A 26,665-nucleotide genomic window follows, 5' to 3' on the forward strand; every position below is an offset into this window, starting at 1 on the left:
CCATCTTCCTTCCCGCAGCGAGGTCTTCGCCATGGAATCGTTCTCCGAGCTTGGCGCCATCCTGCTCATGCAGGGCTTCAACGGCCTGTCCGTCTTCAGCGTGCTGCTGCTGATGGCGTTGGGGCTCGCGATCATCTTCGGCCAGATGGGCGTCATCAACATGGCCCACGGCGAATTCCTCGCCATCGGCGCGTACACCACGTACGTCTTCTCGTCCGCCACGCAAGCCTGGCTGCCCCAGGCCATGCCCTACTACTACCTCGTCTCCATGCTGGCCGCCTTCGGCGTGACCTTCGCCCTGGGCTGGCTGGTGGAGTGGGCCATGGTGCGCCACCTCTATCGGCGGCCGCTAGATACCCTGCTCGCCACCTGGGGGTTGTCGCTCATCCTGCAGCAGGCCTTGCGCTCGATCTTCGGGCCGCGCGAGGTGAGCCCGGTGCTGCCGGACTGGCTGATGGGCTCGTACCAGCCGCTGCCTTTCGTGGACATCCCCATCAACGGACTCTTCGTGATGGTGGTCACGCTGCTGCTGACGGCAGGCGTCATGCTGGCCCTGTTCCGCTCGGGCTGGGGGCTGCGCGTGCGCGCCACGGTGCAGAACCGCGCGATGAGCGGTGCCGTGGGCATCGACACGCGCCGGGTGGACCGCACCACCTTCGCGCTGGGGTGCGGCATCGCCGGCATCGCGGGCGCGGCCTTCACCACGATCAGCGCCACCGGCCCCACCAGCGGTTCGCTCTACATCGTCGACACGTTCCTCACGGTGGTGTTCGGCGGCGCGGCAAGCCTCTTCGGCACGATTGCCTCGGCGTTCGTAATCGCACAGACGCAGTCCGTGTCCGAGTTCTTCATGACCGGCTCCATGGCCAAGGTGCTCACGCTGTCGACGGTCGTTCTCATCCTCATGCTGCGGCCCCAAGGCCTCTTCAGCCTGAAGCTGCGCAAATAGCCGCCACCGGAGCCATCATGCACACCCTGTATCGCAATCTCCTGGGCGGACGCGAGGGCGCCATCGGCATCGCCATCCTTGCCGCCCTCCTCTTCGCCGTTTTCCCGCTTCTGCTGGACGCCTTCCGGCTCAACCTGGTCGGCAAGTATCTGACCTACGCGTTCGTGGCGCTGGGCCTGGTGATGTGCTGGGGTTATGGCGGCATCCTGAGCCTGGGCCAGGGGATCTTCTTCGGCCTGGGCGGCTACTGCATGGCAATGTTCCTGAAGCTGGAGGCCTCCACGCCCGAGGCCACCAAGATCCAGTCCACGCCCGGCATCCCGGACTTCATGGACTGGAACCAGCTCACCGCCCTGCCCTGGTTCTGGGAGCCTTTCAAGAGCTTCGCCTTCACGCTGGTGGCGATCCCGCTGGTGCCCGTGCTGCTGGCGCTGCTCATCGGCGTAGCGATGTTCAAGCGCCGCGTGGGCGAGGTGTACTTCGCCATCGTGACCCAGGCCATCGCGCTCATCCTGTCGGTGCTCATCATCGGCCAGCAAGGCCTCACGGGTGGCGTCAACGGCATCACCGACCTGCAGACGCTCCTGGGCTGGGACATCCGCACGGATTCGGCGCGCACCACACTGTATTTCGTCAACGCCGGCCTGCTGATCGGCTGCATCCTGCTGGCGCGAGGGCTGTTGTCCTCCAAGCTCGGCAAGCTCCTCATGGCCATGCGCGACAAGGAAGAGCGTGTGCGCTTCTCCGGCTACGACGTCGCCAACTTCAAGACGTTCACGTTCTGCATCGCCGCGGCGTTCTCGGCCATTGGCGGGGCGATGTTCACGCTGCAGGTGGGCTTCATGTCGCCCTCCTTCGTGGGCATCGTGCCTTCGATCGAGATGGTGATCTACGCGGCGGTGGGCGGGCGGCTCTCGCTGCTCGGTGCGGTCTACGGCACGCTCGTCGTCAACTTCGCCAAGAGCTACTTCTCCGAGGCATTCCCGCAATTGTGGCTCTTTCTCATGGGCGGGCTCTTCATCGCGGTGGTGATGCTCTTCCCGAACGGACTGGCGGGCGTCTACGAACGCTATGTCCGGCCGCGCCTGGTGCGCCGAGCCCCGCGCCCGCGTGTCGAGCCCCCTTCCACACGCCCGCACGCCGAGTCCACGCGCCCGGCCAACACGGCCTCCAACGCCACACTTCCGGGAGAGACCGCATGAGCCCGAGTACCCACACACCGGTGGGCGGCAACCCCGCCGCCCCGCAATTTGCGCTGTACGTCGAAGATCTCACGGTCCGCTTCAACGGCTTCACTGCCGTCGACAGTCTCAACCTCTACGTGGACCGCAACGAGCTACGCGTGGTGATCGGCCCCAACGGCGCGGGCAAGACGACGCTGCTCGATCTCATTTGCGGCCGCACCCAAGCCACGGCAGGCAGCATCCGCTTCAAGGACATCGAGCTCACGCGGCTCTCTGAGCACGCCATCGTTCGGGCTGGCGTGGGACGCAAGTTCCAGACGCCCTCGATCTACGAGACGTTGAGTGTGCGGGAGAACCTTGAGGTATCGTTTCCGAGAGGCCGCACGGTATTTGGCGCGATCGCCTTTCGGCGCACGCCGGACGTCGTCGCCCGGGTCGAGGAAGTGGCGCACGAGATCTACCTGGCGGATCGCCTGGACGACCCGGCGGACCAGCTCTCGCACGGCCAGAAGCAGTGGCTCGAGATCGGCATGCTGCTCATGCAGGAGCCCGAGCTCATGATGCTGGACGAGCCCGTGGCAGGCATGAGCGTATCGGAACGCAGCAAGACGGCCGAGCTCCTCAATCGCATCAGCCAGGGCCGCTCGCTCATCGTGATCGAGCACGACATGGAGTTCGTCAAGGACATCGCCCATCGGGTCACCGTGCTGCATCAGGGCAAGGTGCTCGCCGAAGGCAGCATGGATCAGGTGCAGGCAGATCCGCGCGTGATCGAAGTCTATCTGGGCCACTGAGGAGAACGCCATGTTCGACGTCACCCAGCTTGTCGCCGGTTACGGCCAGAGCACTGTCCTGAAGGGCATCGATCTTTCCGTAGGCGAGGCCGAGATCGTCGCGGTGATGGGCCGCAACGGCATGGGCAAGACCACGCTCTTCAAGACCCTGATCGGTCTGTTGCCTGCGAACGAAGGCCGCATCGCCTTGCAAGGCGCCGAGCTCACCCGCCTGCCAAGCTTTCGCCGGGTGCGCGAGGGCGTGGCCTACGTGCCGCAAGGCCGCATGATCTTCCCCGCCCTCACCGTGGAGGAAAACATCCGCACGGGCTTTCGCACGCGCGCGCTGTCAACGCCGATCCCCGAAGAAATCTACGCCGTCTTCCCAGTGCTCTTCGACATGCGCCGGCGCCGCGGCGGGGACCTGTCCGGCGGCCAGCAGCAACAGCTCGCGATCGCCCGCGCCCTCGTCACCAACCCGCGGGTGCTGCTGCTGGACGAACCCACCGAGGGAATCCAGCCCTCGATCATCAAGGACATCGCGCGCAGCCTGCTGGAGATCCGCAAGCTGCGCAACCTGGCCATCGTCGTCTCCGAGCAGGTCTTGAGCTTCACGATGGAGATCGCTGATCGCCTCATTGTGATCGACAAGGGCCGCTTCGTGCACGAGGACCGCCGCGAGAACGCCAACGTCGCCACCATCAGCCGCTATCTGTCTGTCTGAGCTTTCCGATCCGTTCACCCACCGAAGGAGCGCACCATGCCCGAGACTCTCATCCAGGTCGATCTCGCCCAATCCCCGTACGAGAACGAGAAGGTCCACAACCGCTGGCATCCGGACATCCCGATGGCGTGCTGGGTCAAGCCCGGTGACGACTTCATCCTCGAGACTTATGACTGGACCGGCGGCGCCATCCAGAACGACGACAGCGCCGAGGATGTGCGCGACGTGGACCTCACCACGGTGCATTTCCTGTCCGGGCCGGTGGGCGTGCATGGCGCCGAACCCGGCGACCTGCTGGTGGTGGATCTGCTGGATCTTGGACCGAAGGCTGACAGTCTCTGGGGCTTCAACGGTTTCTTCTCCAAGAACAACGGCGGTGGTTTTCTGACGGAACACTTTCCGCACGCGCAGAAGTCCATCTGGGACTTCTCCGGCATCTACACCTCCTCGCGGCACATTCCCGGCGTGAACTTCGCCGGTCTCATCCACCCGGGCCTGATCGGCTGCCTGCCCGACAAGGCCATGCTGGACACCTGGAACCAGCGCGAGGTGGACTTCATCGCCACCCAGCCGGATCGCGTGCCACCGCTTGCCAACCCGCCCTTTGCGGCCACGGCCCACATGGGCAAGCTCACGGGCGACGCCAAGGCGGCGGCAGCCGCCGACGGCGCACGTACGGTGCCGCCGCGCGAGCACGGCGGCAACTGCGACATCAAGGATCTGTCGCGCGGCGCACGCGTCTTCTTCCCGGTGTACGTGCCGGGTGCCGGGCTGTCCGTGGGCGATCTGCACTTCTCGCAGGGCGACGGAGAGATCACCTTCTGCGGGGCCATCGAGATGGCCGGCTGGGTACACATGCGCGTGTCCCTCATCAAAGGTGGCATGGCCAAGTACGGCATCAAGAACCCCATTTTCAAACCGAGCCCGCTCACGCCCAACTACAATGATTACCTGATCTTCGAGGGCATCTCCGTGGATGAACAGGGCAAGCAGCATTACCTGGACGTACATGTGGCGTATCGCCAGGCATGTCTCAATGCCATCGAGTACCTGAAGAAGTTCGGCTACTCCGGCGCGCAGGCCTATTCGATCCTGGGCACGGCACCGGTGCAAGGGCACATCAGCGGCGTTGTCGACATTCCCAACGCGTGCGCCACGCTCTGGCTGCCGACGGAAATCTTCGACTTCGACATCAATCCGGGGGCCGACGGGCCGAGCATCGCCATCGCAGGCGGTGCGGACCTGCCGATTGCCTACGACCGCTGAGGTGCGTGATGCCCGTCTATGAGTATGCGTGCACGGCGTGCGGCACCGGCTTCGATGCCTTGGTGCCGCTTGCGCGACGCCAGGAGCCCGCCGCTTGCCCCGCATGCGGCAGTTCCGCAGGACGCACCATCGCCACGCCGCCCGCGCTTTCGGCCCTGACGGCAGCAGCGCGCTCGGCCCATGCCACCAACGAGCGCAGTCGGCACGAGCCGCGCTCCACGGCCCGCCATGGCATGTCCTGCACCTGCTGCACGCCGAAGACGACAGCGAATGGCCAGCCCAAGGCCTTTCCTGGCGCCAGGCCGTGGATGATCAGTCATTAGCCAACCTGCGATCTGCGGTGCCTGCCGGAGCACCGCAGATCGTTGCATTGCTGCCACATATCCGACGACCTAGGGTTTTCCCGATAATTCCCCTGGACACAGGCCTAGGGTTTTCCCTAAAATAGGGTTAACCCTTGCGAAGCAACGGCTTCGGGGGCTCTCAGGAGCAACTGCCATGACCACGATCGTCAACGCCCAATCCGACATCCGCTTCACCGACCAGCTCGAGCGCGCCCTGCTCGCCGGTACGTCGCGCAAGCAAGACGGCGTACTGGCTTCGATGGCTGGCGCTGGTCGTCGTGCTCGCGCTGCCTTCGGCGCCTTCGTCGAGGTCTACGCAGAAACGCGTCGTGAAGCCAGCCTGCGCATTGTGGGTGAGCGCCTGCAATAACCCTGCCGGGGCGACGGGGCCGCCCCTCTTCGGCTAACACGCGAAGCGCCCTGAGGGGCGCTTTTGTCATTGGGTGACCCGCGCCGTACCTCCCGTGCCGAGCGCCTTTCGTATGGACCGTTGCTCGGTTGACACGATCTAGGGTTTTCCCTAGTTTTTCCTTGCTAAGAGCATAGGGTTTTCCCTATAATAGGGTTAACCCTAGCAAACACACCTTACGCACTGAACAGGAGAAACACCATGGCCTACGTAAACCTCAACGCCGACATCCGCCTGACCGACGACATGGAGCGCCAGCTCGTCAATCGCATGGTCCGCGAAGAAGACCGTAGTGACATGCTCCAGCCTGTTCGCCGTCTGGGCCGTGCGCTGCGCGAAGTGGGCCGCTCCTTTGGTGCCTTCCTTGACGCGTACGCCGAGACGGTGGAAGAAGCCGGCCGCCGCACTTCCTCGCAAGGCCGCTACTTCTGAGCGGATGGCGCCCATGCGGCGTCAACCAGCGCATGTCTGACGAGGAGCCGTCTCCCTTCTCGTTGGCGCCGGCGCTGCGGGGGCGCCGTTTTTTTTTGGCGTCCTCGCACTGCGCAGGCCCACGCGGCACGAGCCACCTCGCCCGCCGCATCGGCACGCATCGCTGAGACCATCACCACAAACGACACCGGCCGCACCGAAGTCACGGTGCCGGCCGGCGAGTCCCACAGGCGATAGTCGATCAGCCGAGCAACAAGGCGTCGTCCGACAACTCCTCGCCACGGACCTTCTCGAAGAGCTGCAAGAGGTCCTTGACGTCCATGCCCTTGCGCTCGGGCCCGCTCACATCGAGAACCACCTTGCCCTCGTGCAGCATGACCGTGCGCTCGCCCACGTCGAGCGCCTGACGCATACTGTGCGTGACCATCATCGTGGTGAGGCCGTGCTCGGCCACGATGCGGGTGGTCAGGTCCAGCACGAAGGCGGCCGTCTTGGGATCCAGCGCCGCCGTGTGCTCATCGAGCAGCAGGATCCGCGAGGGCTGCAGGGCCGCCATCACCAGGCTCACGGCTTGGCGCTGGCCACCCGAGAGCAGGCCGATGCGATCGCTCAGGCGGCGCTCCAGGCCGAGCCCCAGCACCGCGAGCCGCTCCTGGAAGAGCTCGCGCGAGGACTTGTCCAGTGCCCGCGCGAAACCGCGCGGCTGGCCGCGCGAGAGCGCGAGCGACATGTTCTCCTCGATGGTGAGATCTTCACAGGTGCCTGCGAGCGGATCCTGGAAGACGCGCGCCACCCGGCCTGCGCGCTCCCACACCGGCTGGCGCGTGACGGGCACGCCATCGATCTCGATGACGCCCGAATCCAGCGACAGCTCGCCCGAGACGGCATTGAGGAAGGTCGACTTGCCCGCGCCGTTCGAGCCGATCACGGCCACGAACTGCCCTTGCGGGATATCCAGCGAAAGCCCGCGCAACGCCCGGTTCTCGATGGGCGTGCCGGCGTTGAAAGTGATGTGTAGATCGTGTGCGTGCAGCACGTGAGTCTCCTTCGGACAGGGATGCCGGCAGAGCCCTGCCGGCATCCCGTCGGTGGGCACGGTCAGCCCGGTTTGCGGGCGGGTCGTGACAACTTCTTCTTGATCATGGGCAGGACCAGCGCGAACGTGACGAGCACGGCGGTGACCAGGTTCAGATCCTGGGCCTGCAGACCGATGAAGTTGCTGTTGAGGGCGAGCGCGATGAAGATCCGGTAGAGCAAGGCGCCCAGGATCACGGCGAGCGTGATCCAGAAGAAGCGCCGTGCCGGCAGGATGCTTTCGCCCACGATGACCGCGGCCAGGCCGATCACGATGGTGCCGATGCCGATGGAGATGTCCGCGCCGCCCTGGGACTGCACGAACAATGCGCCGGCCAACGCCACCAGACCGTTGGACAGCGCCATGCCGCCCAGCACGCTGCGGCCGGTGGCCACGCCCTGGGCCCGCGCCATGCGCGGATTGGAGCCGGTGGCGCGCATGGCCAGGCCCTGGCGCGTGGCGAAGAACCAGTCCAGCAGCAGCTTGCACACGATCACGACCAGAAGCACCATCAGCGGGCGCTCCATGTAGTCGGGCAGCATCCCGGGCAGGCTCAGGGTGAAGACCGTGTCGTCGTTGATCAGCGGCACGTTGGGCCGGCCCATGATACGCAGGTTCACGGAATACAGCGCGATCATCATCAGGATGCTGGCGAGCAGATCCATGATGCGCAGCTTCACATTCAGCCAGCCCGTGATGAAGCCCGCCACGGCACCCGCACCCACCGCCGCGGCGGTGGCCGCAAACGGATTGACGTCAGCGGCGATGAGCGTGGCCGCCACGGCGCCGCCCAGCGGGAAACTGCCGTCGACGGTCAGATCCGGAAAGCGCAGCACCCGAAACGAAATCAGCACCCCGAGGGCGACCAGACCGAAGATCAGGCCGATCTCGAGGGCTCCGAGCAGGGAGAAGAGCGACATCAGCGAATCACTTCCGCGGCAGAGGAAACGACGGCTTCAGGCACTTCCACGCCCTGGCGCTTGGCAGCCTGCAGGTTCACGAAGAGATCCAGGTTCTCGCTGCGCTCGGAGGCGATGGCACCCGGCTGCTCGCCGTTCAGGATACGCACGACGATCTTGCCCGTCTGGCGGCCGATGTCATGGTAGTTCAGGCCCAGGGCGGCGATGGCGCCGCGCTTGACGCTGTCCGTGTCGGCCGCGATGAGCGGCGTCTTGGTGTCGTTACCCACCTTGACCAGCGCCTCGTAGGCCGAGACCACGTTGTTGTCCGTGCTGGTGTAGATCACATCGACCTTGCCCACGAGTCGGCCGGCGGCAGCGCCGACGTCGACGGTGCGCGGCGCGGCGGCTTCGACGAGCGTCATGCCGTGCTTGGGCAGCGCTTCCTTCATGCGTTCGACGACGACGGCCGAGTTGGCTTCGCCCGGGTTGTAGACCATGCCGACGCGCTTGGCGTTGGGCAGGATCTGCTTGATGAGTTCGATCTGCTTGTCGAGCGAGAGCTCGTCGGACACGCCGGTGACGTTGGTGCCCGACGGCTCCCAGCCCTTGACGAGCTGCGCGGCGATCGGGTCGGTGACCGCAGAATAGACGAGCGGCACGTCGCGCGTGGCGGCGACAACGGATTGCGCGGCCGGCGTGGCGATGGCTACGATGGCGTCCGGACGATCACCCACGAACTTGCGCGCGATCTGCGCCGCGGTGGCGACGTTGCCCTGGGCGCTCTGGAATTGCCAGCGCAGGTTCTTGCCTTGCTCGAAGCCGGCTTCCTTCAACGCCTCGTTCACGCCATCGCGCACGGAATCGAGTGCGGGGTGCTCGACGATGGACAGGACGGCAACCGACTTCTGTTGGGCTGCAGCGGGCATGGCACACACCGCAGCGAAGAGGGCCGTCGCGGCCAGGGCACCAAAACGGGCGGTTCTCAACATGGCACATCTCCTACCGGAATCGAATGGGTTATCGCCGTGCGGCCTGCGGCGCGGCGAAGCCCCGCTAGTCTAACCGGGCAGGCGCGGTTTGGCGGGGTCCACCGCGCTCGGTATGATCCCTGCGAGCCCCGGAAAACCCTAATCCTTCAGGAGATCGCCATGCTCCAACACCGCGAACTCGGCCAATCCGGCCTGAACGTTGCGCCTCTCGCATTTGGCGGCAACGTCTTCGGATGGACGGTGGACGAACCCACGACGTTCCGCCTGCTCGACGCCTTCGTCGACGCGGGCCTGAATCTAATCGATACCGCCGACGTGTATTCGCGCTGGGTGCCCGGCAATCAGGGTGGCGAATCCGAAACGCTGATCGGCAAGTGGCTGCGTCAGAGCGGCAAGCGCGACCGCATCGTGCTCGCCACCAAGGTCGGCAAGGACATGGGCGAGGGGCGCAAGGGGCTCGCGCCGGCCTATATCCAGCAGGCCGTCGAGGCCTCCTTGCGCCGGCTGCAAACTGACCACATTGATCTTTACCAATCGCATGACGACGACAGCGACGTGCCGCTCGCCGACACACTGGGTGCCTACGCGCGCCTCATCGAACAGGGCAAGGTGCGCGTGATCGGCGCCTCGAACTACGGGGCGCAACGTCTTGCGCAAGCCCTTCAGGAAAGCGCGCAGCATGGCTTGCCACGCTATGAGACTCTGCAACCGGAATACAACCTCGTCGCGCGCGCCGGCTACGAAGCCGAGCTCGAGCCCCTTGTGCGCGCCAATCATCTTGGCGTCATCACCTTCTTTCCGCTGGCGAGCGGCTTTCTCACTGGCAAGTACCGCAGCGAGGAAGACGCCGGCAAGAGTGTGCGCGGCAAGATGATCGTGCAGAAATACCTGAACCCGCGCGGCCGGGCGATCCTGGCCGCACTGGACAGCGTGGCCGAGTCGCTGAACGCCACGCCGGCGCAGGTGGCGCTGGCATGGCAGATGTCGCGCCCAGGCATCTGCGCGCCGCTCGCGAGCGCAACGTCCATCGAACAACTGAACGAATTGATCGGTTCGACGCAGTTGCGCCTGGATGCCGATGCCATTGCCGCCCTGGATGCGGCCAGCGCGCCCGAGGCGCCAATGCAGTAGGCAGCTGGCAGCACACACGCGCAGCGCTGCCCTACCTTGCACACCGAGGCCGCAAATCGCGCGGCCTGGGCCCGCTTAGCGACTGTTGCGCTGCTTGCGGCTGGAGCCGCGCTTTTCCTGGCGCGCGTCCTTCGCCTGTCGCGTCGCCTTGCTGGCTGCCGCACGCCGCGTCTTGGCCGTCGCACCCTTGGCTGCGGGGGTCGACACGCCCAGCTTGGGCCGCGCCGCGGGTGCGTCCGAGGACGGCCCTGCCGACTTGTCTGCCGAGCGCTTGAGGCTGGCGTAGCTCACGCCCTTTTCGAGTCGAAACTCGATGCGACGCGATTCCAGGTCGACCCGGGCGACCTGCACCTGCACCTTGTCGGTCAGGCGGTAACGCATGCCCGTGCGCTCACCGCGCAGCTCATGCAGGCTCTCGTTGAACTGGAAGTACTCCGTGCCCAGTTCGGAGATGTGCACCATGCCTTCGACATACAGATCTTCGAGCGTGACGAAGATGCCGAATGCGGCCACGCCCGTGATGGTGCCGCTGAAGCTCTCGCCCACGCGCTCCTTCACGAACCAGCACTTCAACCAGGCTTCGACGTCGCGCGACGCGTCGTCGGCACGCCGCTCGTTGCCGGAGCAGACCATGCCGAGCTTCTCCCAGGCGGCGATTTCGGCTTCGCGAGCCTCCTTGCCCTTGCCTCCCCCCTCGACCCCGTCCGGCACGTAGCGACGGCCATCGAGCAAGGCCTTGATCACGCGGTGCGTAAGCAGATCGGGATAGCGACGAATCGGCGAGGTGAAATGGGTATATGCCGGGTAGGCCAAGCCAAAGTGGCCGACGTTCTCGGGGCTGTAGACCGCCTGTTGCATGGAACGCAACGCCATGGTCTGGATGAGGCTCGCATCCGGACGCCCGGCGATCTCGCGCATGAGGGCACCATAGTCGGCGGCAGCCGGCTTGTCACCGCCGCCCAGCGACAGCCCGAGCGTCTTCAGGAACTGACGCAGGTTCTGCAGGCGATCCGTGGTCGGGCCACCGTGCACGCGGTACAGACCCGGGTGCTTGCTGCGGGCGAGAAAGTCCGCGGCGCACGTGTTCGCCGCGAGCATGCACTCCTCGATGAGCTTGTGCGCGTCGTTGCGGGTGTGCGGCACGATGCGCTCGATGCGACCGAACTCGTTGCAGACAATCTTCGTCTCGACGGTGTCGAAATCGATGGCACCACGCGCCTGCCGCGCTTGGAACAGTAACTGGTACAGCAGGTGCAGATGCTCGACGTGCGGCATCAGCGCCTGGGGGAGTGGCGCCGGCGCGCCCGGCGTGGCGCGCCGGCCCAGGATGGCGGCGTCGTCCGTGCCCGCGAGCGCAGCCCACACCTGATCATAGGTGGTGCGCGCATGCGAATGGATGACGGCGTTGTAGAACTGGTAGGCCGAGATCGTGCCCGCCTTGGCGCCCGAGGCCGGGATCACCATGTCGCACACCAGCACCAGCCTGTCCACGGCGGGGTTGAGCGAACACAGCCCGTTGGACAGGGATTCCGGCAACATCGGGATCACCCGACGCGGGAAATACACGCTGGTGCTGCGCTCGATGGCGTCCACGTCCAGCGGCTCGCCCGGCTGCACGTAATGACTGACGTCGGCGATCGCCACCAAAAGGCGCCAGCCGGGACGCTTGCGCGTGGCGGTACCGAGTTCGACCGGCTCGCAATAGACCGCGTCATCGAAGTCGCGCGCGTCGGCACCGTCGATGGTGATGAACGGCACGTCGCGAAGGTCGATGCGTCCAGTCAGATCGCGTTTGCGGACCGCGTCCGGCAGCTTGTCGGCTGCGCGCTGGGCGGCCTCGGAAAATTCGTGCGGCACGTCGAACTTGCGCACGGCGATCTCGATCTCCATGCCGGGATCGTCGATCTCGCCCAGGATCTCGATCACCTTGCCCTGCGGCTGCGTATGCCGCGTCGGCTGGGCGATGATCTGCACCGTGACGACCTGCCCGTGCGCCGCACCGTTCACGTCAGCGGGCGCGACCAGCACGTCGTGCTTGATGCGCTGGTCTTCCGGAACGACGAGATCCAGCCCCCGCTCGTGCAGGAAGCGGCCCACGAGGCGGTTCGTGCGGCGCTCGATGACTTCGACGATCTGCCCGTCCGGCTTGCCCCGGTGCTCACCCACTTGGCGCGCGAGCACGCGATCCCCGTGCAGGACTTTGAGCATCTCGCGCTGCGAAAGAAAGAGATCCTGGCCGCCGTCATCACGAATCAGGAACCCGAAGCCATCCCGGTGACCCTGTACCCGTCCGGCGATGAAATCCAGCTTGGATGCGAGCAACAACACGCCCTTGCGATTCGGCATCAACTGCCCGTCGCGCTCCATCGCCGTCAAGCGCCGCTCGAAGCCAACCCACGTCGATTCGCGCGAGACACTCAGCCGCTCGGCGAGCTCGTCCACGGACAGGGGCGCATCGGCGTCGCGCAACGCCTGCAGAATCGCCTCGCGCGACGGGACGTCGGGATCGAAATCCACCGGTGTGGAGGGGACGGGATGTTTTTTATCGCTTCGGTTTGCCAAAGTTTGAATTTCTCTTTAGAATGCCGCGCTTTGCTGCTCGACGCGAAGGTGAGTTCCCAAGCGCATGAGCAAACAAGCAAAGCCGTATTTTGCAGCACACTTGCCAAATCGGAAAGTTTTCTGTTAAAGTACGTTTCTTTACGGCGACCAACGCTTAAAAGCATTGGACACCGGTAGGGCCCAGATGGCGGAATTGGTAGACGCACTAGTTTCAGGTACTAGCGCTGAGAGGCGTGGAGGTTCGAGTCCTCTTCTGGGCACCACGAATTCACAGACTCCGGTCTGATTGCTGAAAAGCCCGCGCAAGCGGGCTTTTTTGCATTCTGCGCCGAGTGGGTTGCAGATGTGTGTCGCATGCCCATGTCTTTTTCGCACCTTGCCGAATGGCGAACCGCGCCGTACGCGCCGCGAATCCCACACACGTTAAAAATTATGTGTATAATGCGCAGCTTCTGACGCAGCTTGCTGCGCCAGTGCCCAGATGGCGGAATTGGTAGACGCACTAGTTTCAGGTACTAGCGCTGAGAGGCGTGGAGGTTCGAGTCCTCTTCTGGGCACCAAGAATTGACAGACTTCGGTCTGATTGCTGAGAAGCCCGCGCAAGCGGGCTTTTTTGCGTTCATCATGTGCGGCGCTGCTCAAGTCGCCGCCAAACTGGCCGTTATAGGCGTGCGACGCGCCGTTGCGCGCCGCCAAACGTGCCTCGCCGGCGTCTGCAGCGGGGACAGCAGATCTTCTCTGCTGATCGGCCTTCCCTACTCTATCTACCCAATCATGAAACTGAACAACCTATCCATGGCGGCCAAGCTGTGGACGCTCGTCATCGCGCTGCTCGTCTCCCTGGGCGTGCTCGCGATCGGCCTGATCCTGCACGTCGTGTCGGTGGGTGACGCTGCGGCCGCGCGCCTGCGTGCGGCCGAGGAACGCATCATGGTGGCCATGCAGTGGAGCAGCCTCACCGAGCTGGGCGTGGATCGCGCCATCGTGAGCGTCGCCGTCGCAGACGAGGCGCTCAGCCAGCGGCTGGAGGCCGACCGGCAGGTGGCCAGCGCCAAGATCAGCGAACTCCAAAAGGTGATCCAGGCCATGCCGGTGGGCGAGCGCGAGCGCGCCCAGCTCGATCGGATTGTCGAGAGTCGCAAGGCGCTGCTGGAATCGATCGGACGTGCGCAAGCCCTGCGCAAAGCGGGGGACGCCACCGGCGTGGCGCGGCACGTGGAGAGCTCGTTGCGCCCGGCCGGCACCGCCTACCTCGCCTCGCTCGATGGCTTCGTTCAACTGCAACGCGTCTCCCGCGACGAGACCATTGCGGAAGCCGCCGCCGATCAGGCACGCACGCTCGCCACCGGCGCGGCGTTGGCCGCCGTACTGGCCTTGCTGGCCTTCGGCGCGGCCGGACTCATGGTGCGCTCCATCACCCGTCCGTTGCGCCAGGCTGTCGACGTTGCCCAGACCATCGCCCAGGGCGATCTGACAGTGAACGTCCAGGACACCCGCAAGGATGAACTCGGCGTGCTGCTGCGCGCGCTCTCGCAGATGGCGGGTCAGTTGCGCCACGTCGTGCGCGACGTGCGCCACGGCGTCGCCTCGGTGTCCTCCGCATCCGCGCAGATCTCGGCGGGCAACCAACACTTGTCCTCGCGCACCGAAGAGACGGCGGCCAATCTGGAGGAGACCGCCGCGAGCATGGAGGAGCTCACCGCCACGGTCACGCAGTCTGCCGAGACGGCCCGCCAGGCCAACCAACTCGCCGCCACGGCTGCGCAGGCCGCGGCGCGCGGCGGCGAGGTGGTGGGCAGCGTCGTGACGAGCATGCGGCAGATCACCGAGAGCAGCGGGCGGATCAGCGACATCATCGGCGTGATCGACAGCATCGCCTTCCAGACTAACATCCTCGCCTTGAATGCCGCGGTCGAAGCCGCCCGCGCCGGCGAACAGGGGCGTGGGTTCGCGGTCGTCGCGAGCGAAGTGCGTTCGCTCGCACAGCGCAGCGCCGAGGCTGCCAAGGAGATCAAGCAGCTCATCGGCGCTTCCTCGCAGAGCGTGGCGGTGGGCTCCGAGCAGGTGGAAGAAGCCGGGCGCAGCATGGATGACATCGTGGCGAGCGTGCGCCGCGTGTCCGATCTCATCGGCGAGATCAGTGCCGCGTCGGGCGAGCAGCGTGACGGCATCGGTCAGGTGAATCTGGCCGTGACCAACCTGGACCAGATGACGCAACAGAATGCTGCGCTGGTGGAAGCCTCCAACGCGGCGGCAGCGGCCCTGCATGGCGAAGCGCGCCAGCTGGAAGCGGCTGTCGCGGTGTTCCGCGTGGATGAGGATCGCGGCGGGGCGCCTGCTCGCCGGCCCATGACGAACGTCGATGCTGAAGCGCATCTGGCAGGCAGCCTCCCTCGCCTGTCGGGGGCCGGCGCCTGAGTTCACGCCATTCGACGGATGAGAAAAAGCCCGCTCACGCGGGCTTTTTCATGGCTGCCCATCGAAGGCCCCGGTGCACGCGCTTGAAGACTTTGCGGGCACATTCGCGCGGAAACCCCGAGCCGCACACGGGTACCCCGGATCCGCGTGCTAGGGTGGAGGTCTTGCTTTGCTGACCCTTACGATCATGCATCTGCCACGCCTGCCCCTGTCCCGGATCTGCGCATCCCGCCGTGGCGCCGTCGACGCTCGGCGGGCGCGGCGATGAGCGCGCGCGTGCGCTTTCGCGTGCGGCTGTACCGTGGCGACGACATTGCCATCGGCCCCGGCAAGATCGCGCTGCTCCAAGCCATTGCTGAGACGGGCTCGCTATCGGCCGCAGCTCGCGAACTCGGAATGTCGTACCGGCGGGCCTGGCAGCTCGTGGATGCGATGAACCAGGCTTTGCGCGGGCCGGCGGTGGAGAGTGCCACCGGCGGCGCTCAGGGCGGTGGCTCGCGCCTGACACCGCTGGGCGAGCAGGTGCTTGCGCACTACCAGGCGATCGAAGCGGCGGCGGCCGAGGCCGCCGCAGGACCCATCGCCGCCCTCGCCGCGCTGCTCGCACCGGACGACGCCGACGCTGGCGGTTGAGTCAACGAGCGATACCACGCGGGCCAGGCGTACGGCAGCCCGGTACAGGTCTGCTGCTCCAGGTAGGTGGCCAGGGCAAACCCCTGGCCGTCGAAGCGCCATTGCCCGAAGTAGCCGCAATCGGCCAGGCCGCTGCCTTTGTGAGCGACGGTGAGCGTGCCCGTGTCAGGGTCGAACCACGCGGAGGTCAAGAGCGGACCATCCGTGACGGCGCCGCTGCCGGCAGGCGCCGGCAACACGAGGCCAAGGGCACGCTCAGGCTGGGTGCGCGGCACGATGAAGCCAAGAAAACGACGCTGCGTGGTCGTTTGTTGGCATTCCAGCAACACCAGGGCCACGTCGGCATCCAGCGCGTGGGCGCTATCACGCGGACCCTGCAGCGGCTGTTCGCAGCGATCAGCCAGCACCTGGGCGTGCGTTTTTCGTACCGCCGATGCCAGCATGGCGGGCGCCGGCGCGGCGGCGATCGGATAGGCCGGGACGACAGGCAAGGCTGCGGGTGCGTGCACGCGTGACTCGCGTAGCGGGCCGGTGCGTACCAGGGCGCCGGGGGTATCCAGGCGCCCCTGCGCCTCGTCCATCGCCTGCAAGGCCGCGGTGAGGCCCATCAGCGAGACGATCGGATCGTCCGCGGTGTCGCCCAGGTCCAGCTGACGTGCATCGCGCAGCTCCGCCACCGCGCGGCGCGCTGCCTCGCCCGTCAGGGTCAGATCGCTGTGGTGATTGTCGTCCGCCCCCGCCTCCCAGGGCAGCGTCTGCAGCACCGTGGGGCTGTCGTCGATCCGCAGAAGGTCGGCGTCGAGCGCCCCCATGGCTTCGACCCGCAGGGTGACGGGCGTCTGCGGCCCCGCCTCGCGCATGATCCGCACCGCGTGCTGGGCGTCCTCCACCATCGCACTGACTTCACACCGCAGGGCGTTGTCGCACACGAGCAGCCAGTCGCGGTATTGCCGATAGACAGGCGCGGCGCCCACCAGGGCCGGCGGCAAGGCCATCGATGCCACCGTGCCTGCCTCGCCAGCCGAGACCGACGTCACGCCGATCGTGCCGACAACGATCCACGCTCCCATTCCGATGGACCTGAATCCGCCGCGCCGCTGCATTCCGTCTTCCTCCATGCTGGACGCGGGGATTATCCTGCACCCGAGGTCGGCGCGCGTCACAGAGCGTTTCCACGGCCTGCCAGACACGGGATTCGATGGCACACTGGCGGACGGGCTGCCATCCCGACAGCCACTGCCCGCCTCTCCTGGATGAGTCCATGAACGCGCTCGCCTCGTTTCCCGTTACCCAGCAATGGCCGCCCACGCACCCCGACCGTCTCCAGCTGTACTCACTACCCACGCCCAATGGCGTGAAAGTGTCGATCCTGCTGGAGGAGACCGGGTTGCCGTACGAAGTGCACCGCGTGAGCTTCGACGACAACCAGCAGCATCTGCCGGCCTTTCTATCGGTGAGCCCGAACAACAAGATTCCGGCCATCCTCGATCCGGACGGCCCCGGGGGCAAGCCGCTTGCCCTCTTCGAGTCAGGCGCGATCCTGGTCTACCTGGCCAGCAAGACCGGCCAGTTCCTGCCCGAGGACGTCGCACAGCGCTACGAGACGCTGCAGTGGCTCATGTTCCAGATGGGGGGCGTGGGGCCGATGTTCGGCCAGCTGGGCTTCTTCACCAAGTTCGCCGGCAAGGAATACGAGGACAAGCGCCCACGTGACCGCTATGTCGCGGAAGCGCGGCGCCTACTGGGCGTGCTCGACAAGCAGCTGGATGGGCGTGCCTGGCTGGTGGCCGATACCTACACCATCGCCGACATCGCGGTCTTCCCGTGGGTGCGCAATCTCATCGGCTTCTACGAGGCGGGCGAGCTCGTGGGCTTCGACGATTTCGGCAACGTCAAACGCGTGCTGGAGACCTTCATCGCCCGCCCGGCAGTCACGCGCGGCCTGAACATCCCGCCGCGCGGCTGATCGCTCTCACGGCGTCGGGCCAGTCGCCACCGGTCGGCTGTCATCGCTGCACCAGGCGCTCCACGAGCCCGGATACAGCGCAGCGCCACCCAAGCCGGCCACTTCCAGCGCCAGCAGGTTGTGGCAGGCCGTCACGCCGGAGCCGCACTGCGCGATCACCTCGCGTGGTGGCTTGCCCTGCAGGACGGCCGCCCACTCCGCGCGCAGGCTGTCAGCGGGCTTGAAGTGCCCATTGGCCGCGAGGTTGTCGGCAAAGGGGCGATTGATCGCTCCGGGAATGTGCCCACCTTTGGGATCCAGCGTCTCGCCGATGCCGGCGTAACGTCCCGCGGCCCGGGCATCGACGACCTGTTGCCGGCCCGTGGCGAGATTGCCCACGACATCCTGAGTCGTCACCGTGCGCACCCGGCTTTCCCCCACGGGACGTCGTCGGCGCGGGTGCGGGCAGATCGGTGCTCACCGGCAGTCCCGCCTGCACCCACGCCTGCCAGCCCCCATCGAGGACAGCCACTGCCTCGTGCCCGAGCCAGCGCAGCAGCCACCACAGGCGAGCCGCCATCGCCCCGCCTGACGCGTCGTAGACGACGACCTGGTCCTGCGGCCCGATACCTTGCGCGCCCAGCCAGTCCGCCAGCGCCTGCCGATCCGGCAAGGGGTGTCGACCGTTGCGACCATCCTTGGCGCCCGACATCACCGAGTCGAGGTGCGCATGCACGGCGCCCGGGATGTGGCCCTGGTCGTATTGGGCGCGCCCCGCGTTCGGATCGGTCAGGTCATGGCGGCAGTCGACGACGCGCCACCCTGGCGCGGCAGCCAGTTCCTCGACGCGCACGAGCGTGGTCTTCACAGTGAATCTCCCAAGAGCGGTCCCGCGATGCCGGGACGTCACAGCAGATCTTCCCATGTCCTGGCCGGCGAGGCCAAGCGGGTGCCGGCCTGCGCGTCGCCGATCGCCTTGCGTGGGCACGCCGCGTCACGTGACGGCCGGCCTCACCCTGGCATCACCCGCCAACGCGCTATGCTGCGTGCTGGCGGCCTCTCTGCTGCCGGCCTGACCCATGAGCTTCGACCTCTTTGCCAATCACAACGCGGGTGAGCGCGAGGCCATCGGCCCCGCCGCCGTCGTGCTGCGCGGCTTCGCCCTGACGGGCGTGGCGGACGTGCTCGCGGCCATCGACACCGTGGTGCGCTGCGCCCCACCGCGTCACATGATCACGCCGGGCGGTCACGCCATGTCGGCTGCCCTCACCAACTGCGGCCCGCTCGGATGGGCGTCGGACCGCCGCGGCTATCGGTACACCGGCATCGATCCGCAAAGCGGCCTGCCGTGGCCGCCGATGCCGCCGGCGCTGACGGCGCTCGCTGCCAGCGCCGCCGAGGCGGCGGGCTTTCCCCACTTCGCGCCGGATGCCTGCCTCGTCAATCATTACGCCCCCGGCACCCGCATGGGCCTGCATCAGGATCGCGACGAGCAGGATCTCGATGCCCCCATCGTGTCCGTCTCGCTCGGCATGACCGCGACCTTTCTCTTTGGTGGGCTGCGCCGCACGGACCCGTCGGTGCGCATACGGCTCGAGCACGGCGACGTGGTCGTCTGGGGCGGTCCTGACCGGTTGCGCTTTCACGGGGTGGCCCCAGTGCGCGGCCACGCCCACCCGCTGGTCGGCGAGCGCCGCATCAACCTCACGTTTCGCAAGGCCGGCTGAGCGTTAACCGGGCGGATCGCGCACGATCGCGAGCATGGCCAGCCCGACGCCCAGCCCCGCCAAGACATCCACGAGGTGGTGCTGCCCGGTCGTGAGCGTCGACACGACGATGAGCCCGCACACACCCGACCAGGCCCACCGCCAGGCGCCCGCTGGCACTTGGCGGCGCAGGCCTGCCCACACGATCATCGCCACCGCCACATGCAGGGACGGCACGAGATTGTGCGGGCCATCGAAGGCACGCAAGGCGACGTACAGTGGCGCCCATGGCATGCCGACTTCGGGTCGCGGCGATGCGAGTGCCGTCGGCCAGCACCAGAAGACCAGAAGGCACAGCGCGATGGCTGCCATCAGGCGCAGCGCCAGCCGATCGAGCCGCGCGCGCGTGGGCTGCAACAGACACGCCACCGGCACCAGCAGGTTCAGGCTCAGATACGGGATCAGTGTCCACGCCCAGAACGGGATGGTCGCATCCAGGGGCAGCAGCGGGCCAGGCACGGCGTGCGCCGCAGCGGCCGCGTTGGTGGCGCGATAGCCGCCCACGAAGACGATGCCGATCAGCGCGACCCAGACAAGGGCGCGCCGCCAGGGGGCAGGTTCGACCGCGAGACGTGTCATCGTCGAGATGCCAGGGAGTGGGCAGGTATCATAGCGGCAGCCATGGTCCAAGCTGCCCTCCCCCTCGTCCCTTCCCCGCACTGGGCCTTGTTCACCCAGGACGAGTTCCTGCTCGTCACGGGCGGAGCCGACGAGACCTATGTGGTCGACGAGGCCGTCCTGCCGACTGAGCGCACCGCTCTGCTCCAGGCCTGGACGCAGGGCCAGGTCGAGGAATCGATGGCGCCCGCCGCGGTGCGCCAGCTGCGCCGGCTCGGTGCCCTGATACCTCACGCGGCGGCCGCGCCGGCCCAGACCTGGAGCGTGCGCTGGCTGGACGAGCCGGACGCCGACCTCGCCGCGGCCTTGCAGGCGGACCTCCCTGGACTCGCATGGACGCCAGACGCAGAAGACGCCGATGTCCATCTGGTGGTGCGCCGCACGGGCGACTGGCAACAGGCCTTGCGCGCCTACGCCGCGCACGCGCTGCGCCGTCCGCATCTCTTCCTGGATCTTTCCCATCACCACACCCTGTGCATCGGGCCGTACGTGGTGCCGGGCGAGACAGCCTGCATCGCCTGCCTGGGCGCGCGCATCCGCCATCGCTGGGGGGATCCGCCCGTACCGCCACGCCCGCTGGCCGGTGCCGATGCGGGGCTTGCGGCCGGCCTGGTTCGTCAGCGGCTGTCGCGCGGTCGTGTCAGCGACGCGGCACCACCCCATGCCGGCTGGATCGCCTTGCTCGAGACCTGCGTCACCCTGAACCTGGACACGCTCGTCACGGATCGCGCCCGGGTGTTCCGGTTGCCGTGGTGCCCAGTATGCGGCGATGCCTCGGGCGGAACGGGAGACGGCAGCGTGGCGCTACCTTGGGTCGCACCTCGCTGAACGCGCACCGCCCACGCGCTATCATGGCGGCTTCGCAGCCAGCGCCCAGTGTCCATGTACCGACTCCCCGACGCGTTCGATACACGAGCCCGTGATGTAACGCTGGCGGCCGCCGGCGGCGGCTCCACCTCCACGACCTGCAGCAGCTGCTGCATCGTCTCGGCGATCGTGGGCACGGTGGTCCCTGCGCAGATGCTGGCAGGCGTACGCGGGCTCCACGCCGTGGATGACGACGCAAGCGACGGGGCTGCCGGGCGCCTTGGCAAGACCGAACCGGCCGGCGCTGCAGTCCCTGCCCAGGTGGACACGGACGTCGACATAGGCGTTGACGCCCCGTCGGCAGCCTCGTCGCCCGTCACCGGCGCCGGCACCGGGCATCCCCTCTCCGCGCCGGCGTCCGGCATGACACCCAGGCAGCAACGCCTGCTCGGCTTCTTCATGTTTCCGCTGACCATTCTGTGCGCCATTGCCTTTGGCGTGCTGAGTGGCGGCATCGGCGCGTTGCTCGCGCTGGTCGTGCCTTTCATCGTGTTCGCCAAAGTCTATGAAAGCCATCGTCTGCCGGCGCGCGACGGGCTGATCCGCGCAGCCATCCTCACTGTCGGCATGTCGATCCTGCTCGTCATCGAAGTGGTGCTGTGGCTGAGCGTGATGGGCCTGTTCTGATCGCGCCCGCGCTGTCGACGGCACTGCTCGATCGCGCGGCACATCCGCGCAGCGGCCTGGTGCCGGCCGTGCACGACGTGCCCATGCCGCCCAGCGACCTGCCGGGGCTGGCGAACGCGGCCGTGCCGGCGGATCCGGCGCAACCGTGGCAAACGGTGAGCGGCGCTGTCGGCATCACCAAGGCCGACGCCCGCACTGGCGCACTCGCTGAAGCGCTCGAACGGATCGCCGCCGCCCATGCCCGCTTTGCCGTGACGCCGCGCGCGGCCATCCCGCGAGACGCCATCGTGGCCGACGGCCTGGACACGTTCTTCACGCCCGCGCAACGTGCCCAGCCAGACTTTCCCTGGCCAAGTGCGGCCGACCCCGCCGATGGCTTCGCCCAGGTCTATCGTCTGCGGGACAACGCCGGCTTCTGGGCGGCGCAGGAATGGGTAGGCCTCGGGCCGCGCCAAGGCGAGCCCCGCATGCCGTCCACGTCCAGCGGCCTGGCCGCCCATCGGGACGCCGCGGGCGGCCCCTGGCTTGCGCTGCTGCGGGCGGCCGAAGAGGTGCTCGAACGCGACGCGCTCACGGTGACTTGGTTGCACGGCCTGGGCGGACGCGAAGTGCCGCTGCCCGCCGCGTGGGCCGACGCCGTCGCCGCGCGTGGCGGCCATCTGCATGCCTTCGACCTCACCCAGGCCTGGAACCCACACCCGGTCATCGCCGTGGCGGGCGGCCTCCCGCAGGAAGGCGCGATGCGGCATGGCCTGGGTGTGGCCTGCCGAGCCGATCCGGCACACGCGCTGGACAAGGCCATGGCGGAGTGGCGGCAATCGATCGCCTTTGCCGGCCACCTGCGCCGCACGCGGGCCAGCGCGTTGCCCACCACACCCGCGGCACTGCGGCGATTCGAGGAGCATGCAGCCTTCTACACGATGCGGCCGGACCTCTGGGGCGAGACGCCCCTGATCCGACATCGCACGCCGGCTCACCTGCCCGCGCACGCTGCCGCGGTCCATGACGGCCCTGCGCCGCAGCTGCACGCACTCGTCCAGCACCTGGCGAGCGCCGGCATCGATCTCTACTATCGCGAACTCACCCCGCCTGACGTGGCCGAGACCGGGCTGCGCGTAATGCGCGTCATCGCCCCGCGCCTGGCGAGTCTGCATGCGGATGAACGCGCGCCCTTTCTCGGCGGCAGCTGCGCGCAGGCAGGCTGGCGCTACCCGGGTGCTGTGGCCCGCACGCCGTTTCCCAACCCGCTGCCGCATCCGCTGGGCTGACCGCATGACTGACTTGCCACCGGAAGATCCCGCCCCAGCCTTTCGGCTGTTCTGGGACAACAGCAGCCTCACGCCCGCGCGCGCCCTGCGACTGGCCGAGGCCATCAGTATGGACGCCATGCAGGCCGCGCCACCGCCTCGCCCTCTCTACGGGACTGCCGCCCAACGGCTGCCAGCACCGGATTCGCCGCTCACCGCGCTGTGGCGCGAGCGCCATAGCGAACGCCGCTTCGGCGCAACACCGCTCACCGCCGCCGGGCTGGGCAATCTGCTGTCCCCCCTCGCGAGCCGGGCCGCGATCACGCCCGGCGAGCGTGGCCGGCTGCTGCCCTCCGGCGGCGCCAAGTATCCGGTGCTGACCTATGCGGCCGTGCTGAACGTGGCCGACGCACCGGCGCTCCAGGGCAAGCTCGCCTGGTACGATCCGGAGCATCATGGGCTGGTGCCGCTTGGCGCGCTGCCGCCCTGGCAGGCGCTCGCCGCGTCGCTGGGCGTGGACTGGGCCGGGCCGCCGGCGCTCGTGCTCTTCTTCGTTGTGCAGGCGCAAGGCACGCTCGCCAAATACGGCGAGCGCGGCGGGCGCTTCGTCCTCATCGAGACTGGCACGGCGCTGGCGGCGGTCACGCTGGAAGCCACCCGCCAGGGGCTGGCCGGCGTCCCGGTGGCCTCGTTCGAGGACGGCGCGCTCCTCGCGCTCTGCGGGTTGGCCCCTGCCACGCACGGCCTCGCCCTGGCGGCCGCTTTCGGCCCGGCGCCGGGCTGACCCGCCCCTCGCCTATACTGGCGCCCCTTGTCCGACCCGGGAGAATCGCTGTGAAGTTCAAGATGGCCCAGAACTCCGTGTTCGCCGTGCTGTTGCGCTCGCCGTGGTGGATGAGCGCTCTGGTGGCGGGCGTGCTGCTGCTCTTTGCCAAGGTCGTGCCCCAGCCGGCGCTGTCGGTCTTTCTGCTCTTTGCTGCCGTGCCTTTCGTCGTCATCGCTGGCATTTCGGGGTGGAAGCGGCGTCATCATCCCTCGGATGCCCGGGTGCAGGCGGTCACGGACGCCGTGCGCGGGATGAGCTGGAAGACCTTCGGCGACGAGATGGCCCGCGGGTTTCGCGAGGATGGTTGCGGTGTGACCCGTGTGCCGAACGGTCCCGTGGACTTCTCCCTGATCCGAAGTGGCCGGGTTGCCCTGGTGAGTGCACGCCGTTGGAAGGCGACGCAGGTGGGCGTGCCGGCGCTACGCGAGCTGGCCGCCGCGTGTGACGCCGAAGGCGCCCACGAAGGCATCTTCGTCACGATTGGCGACATCACCGACCAGGCAGCGGCATACGCGCGCGAGCACCGGATCCAGTTCCTCACCGCACCGGAGATGGCCAGGCTCATGCGCTGGTTGCACTGAACCCGCCCGGCGCAGCGACGAGCGCGAAGCGCTGCGACGGGCGGCGGCATTGCGTCGCAGAATTGCAATGTTATTACATTACAATACTGCGTTTTCATCCGGCGCTCGGCCATGTCATCCCCACCCCCCTCGTCCCGCCTTGTCAGCATTGACGCGCTGCGCGGTCTGGTCATGCTCATCATGCTGCTCGACCACGTGCGCGAAACCTTCTACCTGCACTACCAAGTCGGCGATCCGATGGACGTGGCAAGCACGTCCCCGGAACTCTTCTTCAGCCGGCTGGCGGCGCACGTCTGCGCGCCAGTCTTCATTTTTCTGACGGGTCTGTCTGCCTGGCTGTATGGTCAGAAGACGAGCCGAAGCGATACGAGCCGCTTCCTGCTCACGCGAGGATTCTTCCTCGTGGTGCTCGAAGTCACGCTGGTGAACTTCGCCTGGACATTCCAGTTTCCCCCGACTGTCGTCTATCTGCAGGTGATCTGGGTCATCGGGCTCAGCATGATCGCGCTTGCCGCCCTGATCTGGCTGCCGCGTCCGGTGCTCGCGTTGATCGGGATCGCGCTGGTGGCCGGCCACAATCTGCTGGACGCCGTACACGTCGCGCCCGGCTCAGCGCTGCACGTGCCGTGGGCGATCCTGCACGACCGCGGCTGGATCGAGGTGAGCGACACGCTCCGGCTGCGCACCTCCTATCCGTGGCTGCCATGGATCGGCGTGATCGCACTCGGCTACGCGATCGGCCCGTGGTTCGGCGCCGGCACGAACGCCCTCGCGCGGCAACGCCGCCTGCTGGCCCTGGGTGCCGCATCGCTCCTGACCTTCGGCGTGCTGCGCGGGTTCAACGCCTACGGCCAGGCGCAGCCCTGGACGCCGGGCGACACCGCGCTGCAGAGCGTGATGAGCTTTCTGAACATCACCAAGTACCCGCCCTCGCTCTTCTTCCTGCTCGTCACGCTCGGCCTGGGGCTGTGGCTGCTCGCGCTGCTCGAACGCGCGCCCGCGCAGGCGCGCTGGCTCCACGCCTTGCGCGGCTACGGCGGCGCGCCCATGTTCTTCTACCTGCTCCATCTCTACGTGCTCAAGCTGCTCTATCTCGGCGCGGTGGCGATCTGGGGCCTGAACCAGGGCACGTACTTCGGCTTCTCGTCGATGGCCGGCATCTGGCTTTGCACCCTGTTGCTGGCTGTCGCGCTCTACCCACCCGTGCGCGCGTTTGCCGCCCTCAAGGCACGCCGGCGCGACATCACCTGGCTGAAATACCTGTGATGCGCCGCACCCTCGGGCCGCTCAAGGCTTTCGCCCTGTGCGTCCTGCTCCCGGCCGGCGCAGCCGCCCAAGACGCAGTCACGCTCTATGGTGTCGTCGACGTCGGCGTAGCGCTCGAGCGTGCCACCGACACGCCCCGCACCGTGAGCCTGGCGAGCGGCACGCAGTCGGGCTCGCGCTGGGGCCTGCGCGCACAGCATGCGCTGGGCAGCGGCGTGCGCGCGAATCTCCAGCTGGAAGGCGGATTCGTCGCGGGCACGGGACGCGCCGCACAAGGCGGCAGGGCCTTCGGCCGGGCAGCCTGGATGGGGTTGTCCGCACCAGCTGGCGAGTTCCGTCTGGGCCGGCAGGCGTCGCCAGCATCCGGTGCGCTGAGCGCCTTCGATCCATTCCAAGCGTCATACCTGATGGCCGGCGCCCAGACCGCACTGCTCTCCTACGCCACCCATCGGCTGGACAACGCGCTGGTGCTGAGCACGCCGGCGTCCGCCCCATGGCAGGCCAGCGTGGGCTACAGCCGTGCGGCGCGCGACGACGGAGCGCAGGCGGGTGCACGCGTCTGGAGCGCAGCCTTGACCGCCACGGCCGGCCCCTGGGCCGCGGCACTCACAGGCGAGCGAGCCACCTGGCAGACGGGGACGGCCAATGAGCTCGCCATGCGCGCCGCTGGCGACGCGGCATCGCCCTCGGCGGTGACGCTGGCCACCCGATGGACAGGCAAGACCGCCACGATCACGGCAGCAGCCGCCTGGTTGAGACACGGCGCACTGGTGCCAGAGGCGCCCTCGCCGGGCCAATACGCACAGTTTCCCGGCAGCACGGTGCTCGGCCTGATGCTCGGTGCAGACATGGCGCTTGGGCCCGGGCGCATCATGACGTCGTGGCAGGCCAGCCTGCCGCGCGGCACCGGCAGCCTGGCACGCCGCGATGCCACGCATCGTCAGCACGTCGTCTCGGCAGGCTACGCCTACCCCCTGTCCGCGCGCACCGGGGTATATGGCGTGGTGTCACATGCGCGCGGCAGCTGGTGGGACGCCGGCTGGCATGCCACCCAGGCGGCCATCGGCTGGCGTCACCGGTTCTGAGCGGCGGCTGTGCCGCAGCGGCAGTCTGCACAAACCGGCGCGCGAA

The 26,665-nt window shown here is 67.4% G+C and carries 26 protein-coding genes, 2 tRNA genes and 1 pseudogene; 22 read left to right on the top strand and 7 right to left on the bottom strand.

Annotation, left to right across the window (positions count from 1 at the left end):
- The first annotated feature begins 31 nt into the window (after nucleotides 1-31).
- The 8 genes from urtB to IMZ29_RS01325 all read left to right on the top strand — a co-directional run bounded on the left by urtB (nucleotide 32) and on the right by IMZ29_RS01325 (nucleotide 6,081).
- On the top strand, nucleotides 32-949 hold the full coding sequence (gene urtB, locus IMZ29_RS01290) for an urea ABC transporter permease subunit UrtB (RefSeq protein WP_216179442.1): 918 nt from the start codon (nucleotides 32-34) through the stop codon (nucleotides 947-949).
- A 17-nt stretch (nucleotides 950-966) separates the two neighbouring features.
- Entirely contained in the window at nucleotides 967-2,151 is a 1,185-nt protein-coding gene (gene urtC / locus IMZ29_RS01295; protein ID WP_216179444.1) for an urea ABC transporter permease subunit UrtC, read from the top strand.
- On the top strand, nucleotides 2,148-2,927 hold the full coding sequence (gene urtD / locus IMZ29_RS01300; protein ID WP_216179446.1) for an urea ABC transporter ATP-binding protein UrtD: 780 nt from the start codon (nucleotides 2,148-2,150) through the stop codon (nucleotides 2,925-2,927). The genes urtC and urtD overlap by 4 nt, the downstream gene beginning before the upstream one ends.
- 10 nt (nucleotides 2,928-2,937) lie before the next feature.
- Entirely contained in the window at nucleotides 2,938-3,630 is a 693-nt protein-coding gene (gene urtE, locus IMZ29_RS01305) for an urea ABC transporter ATP-binding subunit UrtE (protein ID WP_216179448.1), read from the top strand.
- Between the two features lie 36 nt (nucleotides 3,631-3,666).
- Nucleotides 3,667-4,896 carry a formamidase gene (gene fmdA, locus IMZ29_RS01310; protein WP_216179450.1) on the top strand — a complete coding sequence of 410 codons (1,230 nt, stop codon included), beginning with the start codon at nucleotides 3,667-3,669 and terminating at the stop codon, nucleotides 4,894-4,896.
- Nucleotides 4,897-4,904: 8 nt separating this feature from the next.
- Nucleotides 4,905-5,219: an FmdB family zinc ribbon protein gene (locus IMZ29_RS01315; protein ID WP_216179597.1), complete on the top strand. Its 315-nt coding sequence runs from the start codon at nucleotides 4,905-4,907 to the stop codon at nucleotides 5,217-5,219.
- Between the two features lie 175 nt (nucleotides 5,220-5,394).
- On the top strand, nucleotides 5,395-5,610 hold the full coding sequence (locus IMZ29_RS01320; RefSeq protein WP_216179452.1) for a hypothetical protein: 216 nt from the start codon (nucleotides 5,395-5,397) through the stop codon (nucleotides 5,608-5,610).
- A gap of 240 nt (nucleotides 5,611-5,850) precedes the next feature.
- Nucleotides 5,851-6,081 carry a hypothetical protein gene (locus IMZ29_RS01325; protein WP_216179454.1) on the top strand — a complete coding sequence of 77 codons (231 nt, stop codon included), beginning with the start codon at nucleotides 5,851-5,853 and terminating at the stop codon, nucleotides 6,079-6,081.
- Between the two features lie 241 nt (nucleotides 6,082-6,322).
- On the opposite strand, the gene IMZ29_RS01330 is transcribed toward IMZ29_RS01325, so the two are convergent.
- From IMZ29_RS01330 to IMZ29_RS01340, 3 genes are all read right to left on the bottom strand, one after another.
- Entirely contained in the window at nucleotides 6,323-7,117 is a 795-nt protein-coding gene (locus IMZ29_RS01330) for an ABC transporter ATP-binding protein (RefSeq protein WP_216179455.1), read from the bottom strand.
- Nucleotides 7,118-7,179: 62 nt separating this feature from the next.
- The gene (locus IMZ29_RS01335; protein WP_216179457.1) at nucleotides 7,180-8,076 is read right to left on the bottom strand and encodes an ABC transporter permease; all 897 of its coding nucleotides are present in this window, start codon (nucleotides 8,074-8,076) and stop codon (nucleotides 7,180-7,182) included.
- The gene (locus IMZ29_RS01340; RefSeq protein ID WP_216179459.1) at nucleotides 8,076-9,047 is read right to left on the bottom strand and encodes an ABC transporter substrate-binding protein; all 972 of its coding nucleotides are present in this window, start codon (nucleotides 9,045-9,047) and stop codon (nucleotides 8,076-8,078) included. Before IMZ29_RS01340 ends, IMZ29_RS01335 begins: the two co-directional genes overlap by 1 nt.
- A gap of 159 nt (nucleotides 9,048-9,206) precedes the next feature.
- Here IMZ29_RS01340 and IMZ29_RS01345 point away from each other — a divergent pair, with 159 nt between their 5' ends.
- The gene (locus IMZ29_RS01345) at nucleotides 9,207-10,178 is read left to right on the top strand and encodes an aldo/keto reductase (protein WP_216179461.1); all 972 of its coding nucleotides are present in this window, start codon (nucleotides 9,207-9,209) and stop codon (nucleotides 10,176-10,178) included.
- 75 nt (nucleotides 10,179-10,253) lie between these two features.
- Here IMZ29_RS01345 and rnr read toward each other — a convergent pair whose 3' ends face one another.
- Nucleotides 10,254-12,740: a ribonuclease R gene (gene rnr / locus IMZ29_RS01350; protein ID WP_253206628.1), complete on the bottom strand. Its 2,487-nt coding sequence runs from the start codon at nucleotides 12,738-12,740 to the stop codon at nucleotides 10,254-10,256.
- Nucleotides 12,741-12,918: 178 nt separating this feature from the next.
- Here rnr and IMZ29_RS01355 point away from each other — a divergent pair.
- The 4 genes from IMZ29_RS01355 (at nucleotide 12,919) to IMZ29_RS01370 (ending at nucleotide 15,791) form a co-directional block, all read left to right on the top strand.
- Nucleotides 12,919-13,003: transfer RNA gene (locus tag IMZ29_RS01355), tRNA-Leu, on the top strand.
- Between the two features lie 212 nt (nucleotides 13,004-13,215).
- Nucleotides 13,216-13,300: transfer RNA gene (locus IMZ29_RS01360), tRNA-Leu, on the top strand.
- 214 nt (nucleotides 13,301-13,514) lie between these two features.
- Entirely contained in the window at nucleotides 13,515-15,158 is a 1,644-nt protein-coding gene (locus IMZ29_RS01365; protein WP_216179463.1) for a methyl-accepting chemotaxis protein, read from the top strand.
- Between the two features lie 264 nt (nucleotides 15,159-15,422).
- Nucleotides 15,423-15,791: a winged helix-turn-helix domain-containing protein gene (locus tag IMZ29_RS01370; protein WP_216179465.1), complete on the top strand. Its 369-nt coding sequence runs from the start codon at nucleotides 15,423-15,425 to the stop codon at nucleotides 15,789-15,791.
- Here IMZ29_RS01370 and IMZ29_RS01375 read toward each other — a convergent pair.
- A complete protein-coding gene (locus tag IMZ29_RS01375) occupies nucleotides 15,692-16,861 on the bottom strand; it encodes a DUF1176 domain-containing protein (RefSeq protein WP_216179474.1) in 1,170 nt (389 codons plus the stop codon). The two genes, IMZ29_RS01370 and IMZ29_RS01375, sit on opposite strands and share 100 nt — an antisense overlap.
- 191 nt (nucleotides 16,862-17,052) lie before the next feature.
- Between IMZ29_RS01375 and IMZ29_RS01380 the strand changes: the two genes are divergently transcribed.
- Nucleotides 17,053-17,757, top strand: coding sequence for a glutathione S-transferase N-terminal domain-containing protein (locus IMZ29_RS01380; RefSeq protein WP_216179476.1), 705 nt, complete (start codon nucleotides 17,053-17,055; stop codon nucleotides 17,755-17,757).
- A 6-nt stretch (nucleotides 17,758-17,763) separates the two neighbouring features.
- Here the strand turns inward: IMZ29_RS01380 and IMZ29_RS01385 are convergent.
- Nucleotides 17,764-18,604 (bottom strand): annotated as a pseudogene (locus tag IMZ29_RS01385) (sulfurtransferase).
- 211 nt (nucleotides 18,605-18,815) lie between these two features.
- Between IMZ29_RS01385 and alkB the strand changes: the two are divergent.
- The gene (gene alkB, locus IMZ29_RS01390) at nucleotides 18,816-19,463 is read left to right on the top strand and encodes a DNA oxidative demethylase AlkB (RefSeq protein ID WP_216179478.1); all 648 of its coding nucleotides are present in this window, start codon (nucleotides 18,816-18,818) and stop codon (nucleotides 19,461-19,463) included.
- 3 nt (nucleotides 19,464-19,466) lie between these two features.
- On the opposite strand, the gene IMZ29_RS01395 is transcribed toward alkB, so the two are convergent.
- Entirely contained in the window at nucleotides 19,467-20,081 is a 615-nt protein-coding gene (locus IMZ29_RS01395) for a phosphatase PAP2 family protein (RefSeq protein WP_216179480.1), read from the bottom strand.
- 42 nt (nucleotides 20,082-20,123) lie between these two features.
- On the opposite strand from IMZ29_RS01395, the gene IMZ29_RS01400 reads away from it, so the two are divergent.
- From IMZ29_RS01400 to IMZ29_RS01430, 7 genes are all read left to right on the top strand, one after another.
- Nucleotides 20,124-20,948, top strand: a complete 825-nt coding sequence (locus tag IMZ29_RS01400; protein ID WP_216179490.1) for a TOMM precursor leader peptide-binding protein — start codon at nucleotides 20,124-20,126, stop codon at nucleotides 20,946-20,948.
- 54 nt (nucleotides 20,949-21,002) lie between these two features.
- Nucleotides 21,003-21,614 carry a hypothetical protein gene (locus IMZ29_RS01405; RefSeq protein ID WP_216179492.1) on the top strand — a complete coding sequence of 204 codons (612 nt, stop codon included), beginning with the start codon at nucleotides 21,003-21,005 and terminating at the stop codon, nucleotides 21,612-21,614.
- Nucleotides 21,587-22,882: a YcaO-like family protein gene (locus IMZ29_RS01410; RefSeq protein WP_371820059.1), complete on the top strand. Its 1,296-nt coding sequence runs from the start codon at nucleotides 21,587-21,589 to the stop codon at nucleotides 22,880-22,882. The genes IMZ29_RS01405 and IMZ29_RS01410 overlap by 28 nt, the downstream gene beginning before the upstream one ends.
- A gap of 4 nt (nucleotides 22,883-22,886) precedes the next feature.
- The gene (locus tag IMZ29_RS01415; protein ID WP_216179494.1) at nucleotides 22,887-23,645 is read left to right on the top strand and encodes a SagB/ThcOx family dehydrogenase; all 759 of its coding nucleotides are present in this window, start codon (nucleotides 22,887-22,889) and stop codon (nucleotides 23,643-23,645) included.
- 62 nt (nucleotides 23,646-23,707) lie between these two features.
- Nucleotides 23,708-24,268: a restriction endonuclease gene (locus IMZ29_RS01420; RefSeq protein WP_253206629.1), complete on the top strand. Its 561-nt coding sequence runs from the start codon at nucleotides 23,708-23,710 to the stop codon at nucleotides 24,266-24,268.
- Nucleotides 24,269-24,379: 111 nt separating this feature from the next.
- Nucleotides 24,380-25,534 carry an acetyltransferase domain-containing protein gene (locus tag IMZ29_RS01425; protein WP_216179498.1) on the top strand — a complete coding sequence of 385 codons (1,155 nt, stop codon included), beginning with the start codon at nucleotides 24,380-24,382 and terminating at the stop codon, nucleotides 25,532-25,534.
- Nucleotides 25,534-26,619, top strand: coding sequence for a porin (locus tag IMZ29_RS01430; protein WP_216179500.1), 1,086 nt, complete (start codon nucleotides 25,534-25,536; stop codon nucleotides 26,617-26,619). Before IMZ29_RS01425 ends, IMZ29_RS01430 begins: the two co-directional genes overlap by 1 nt.
- Nucleotides 26,620-26,665 lie beyond the last annotated feature (46 nt).

The sequence above is a fragment of the Verticiella alkaliphila genome (genome assembly GCF_018904615.1).
GTDB classification, from domain to species: Bacteria; Pseudomonadota; Gammaproteobacteria; order Burkholderiales; family Burkholderiaceae_B; genus Verticiella; species Verticiella alkaliphila.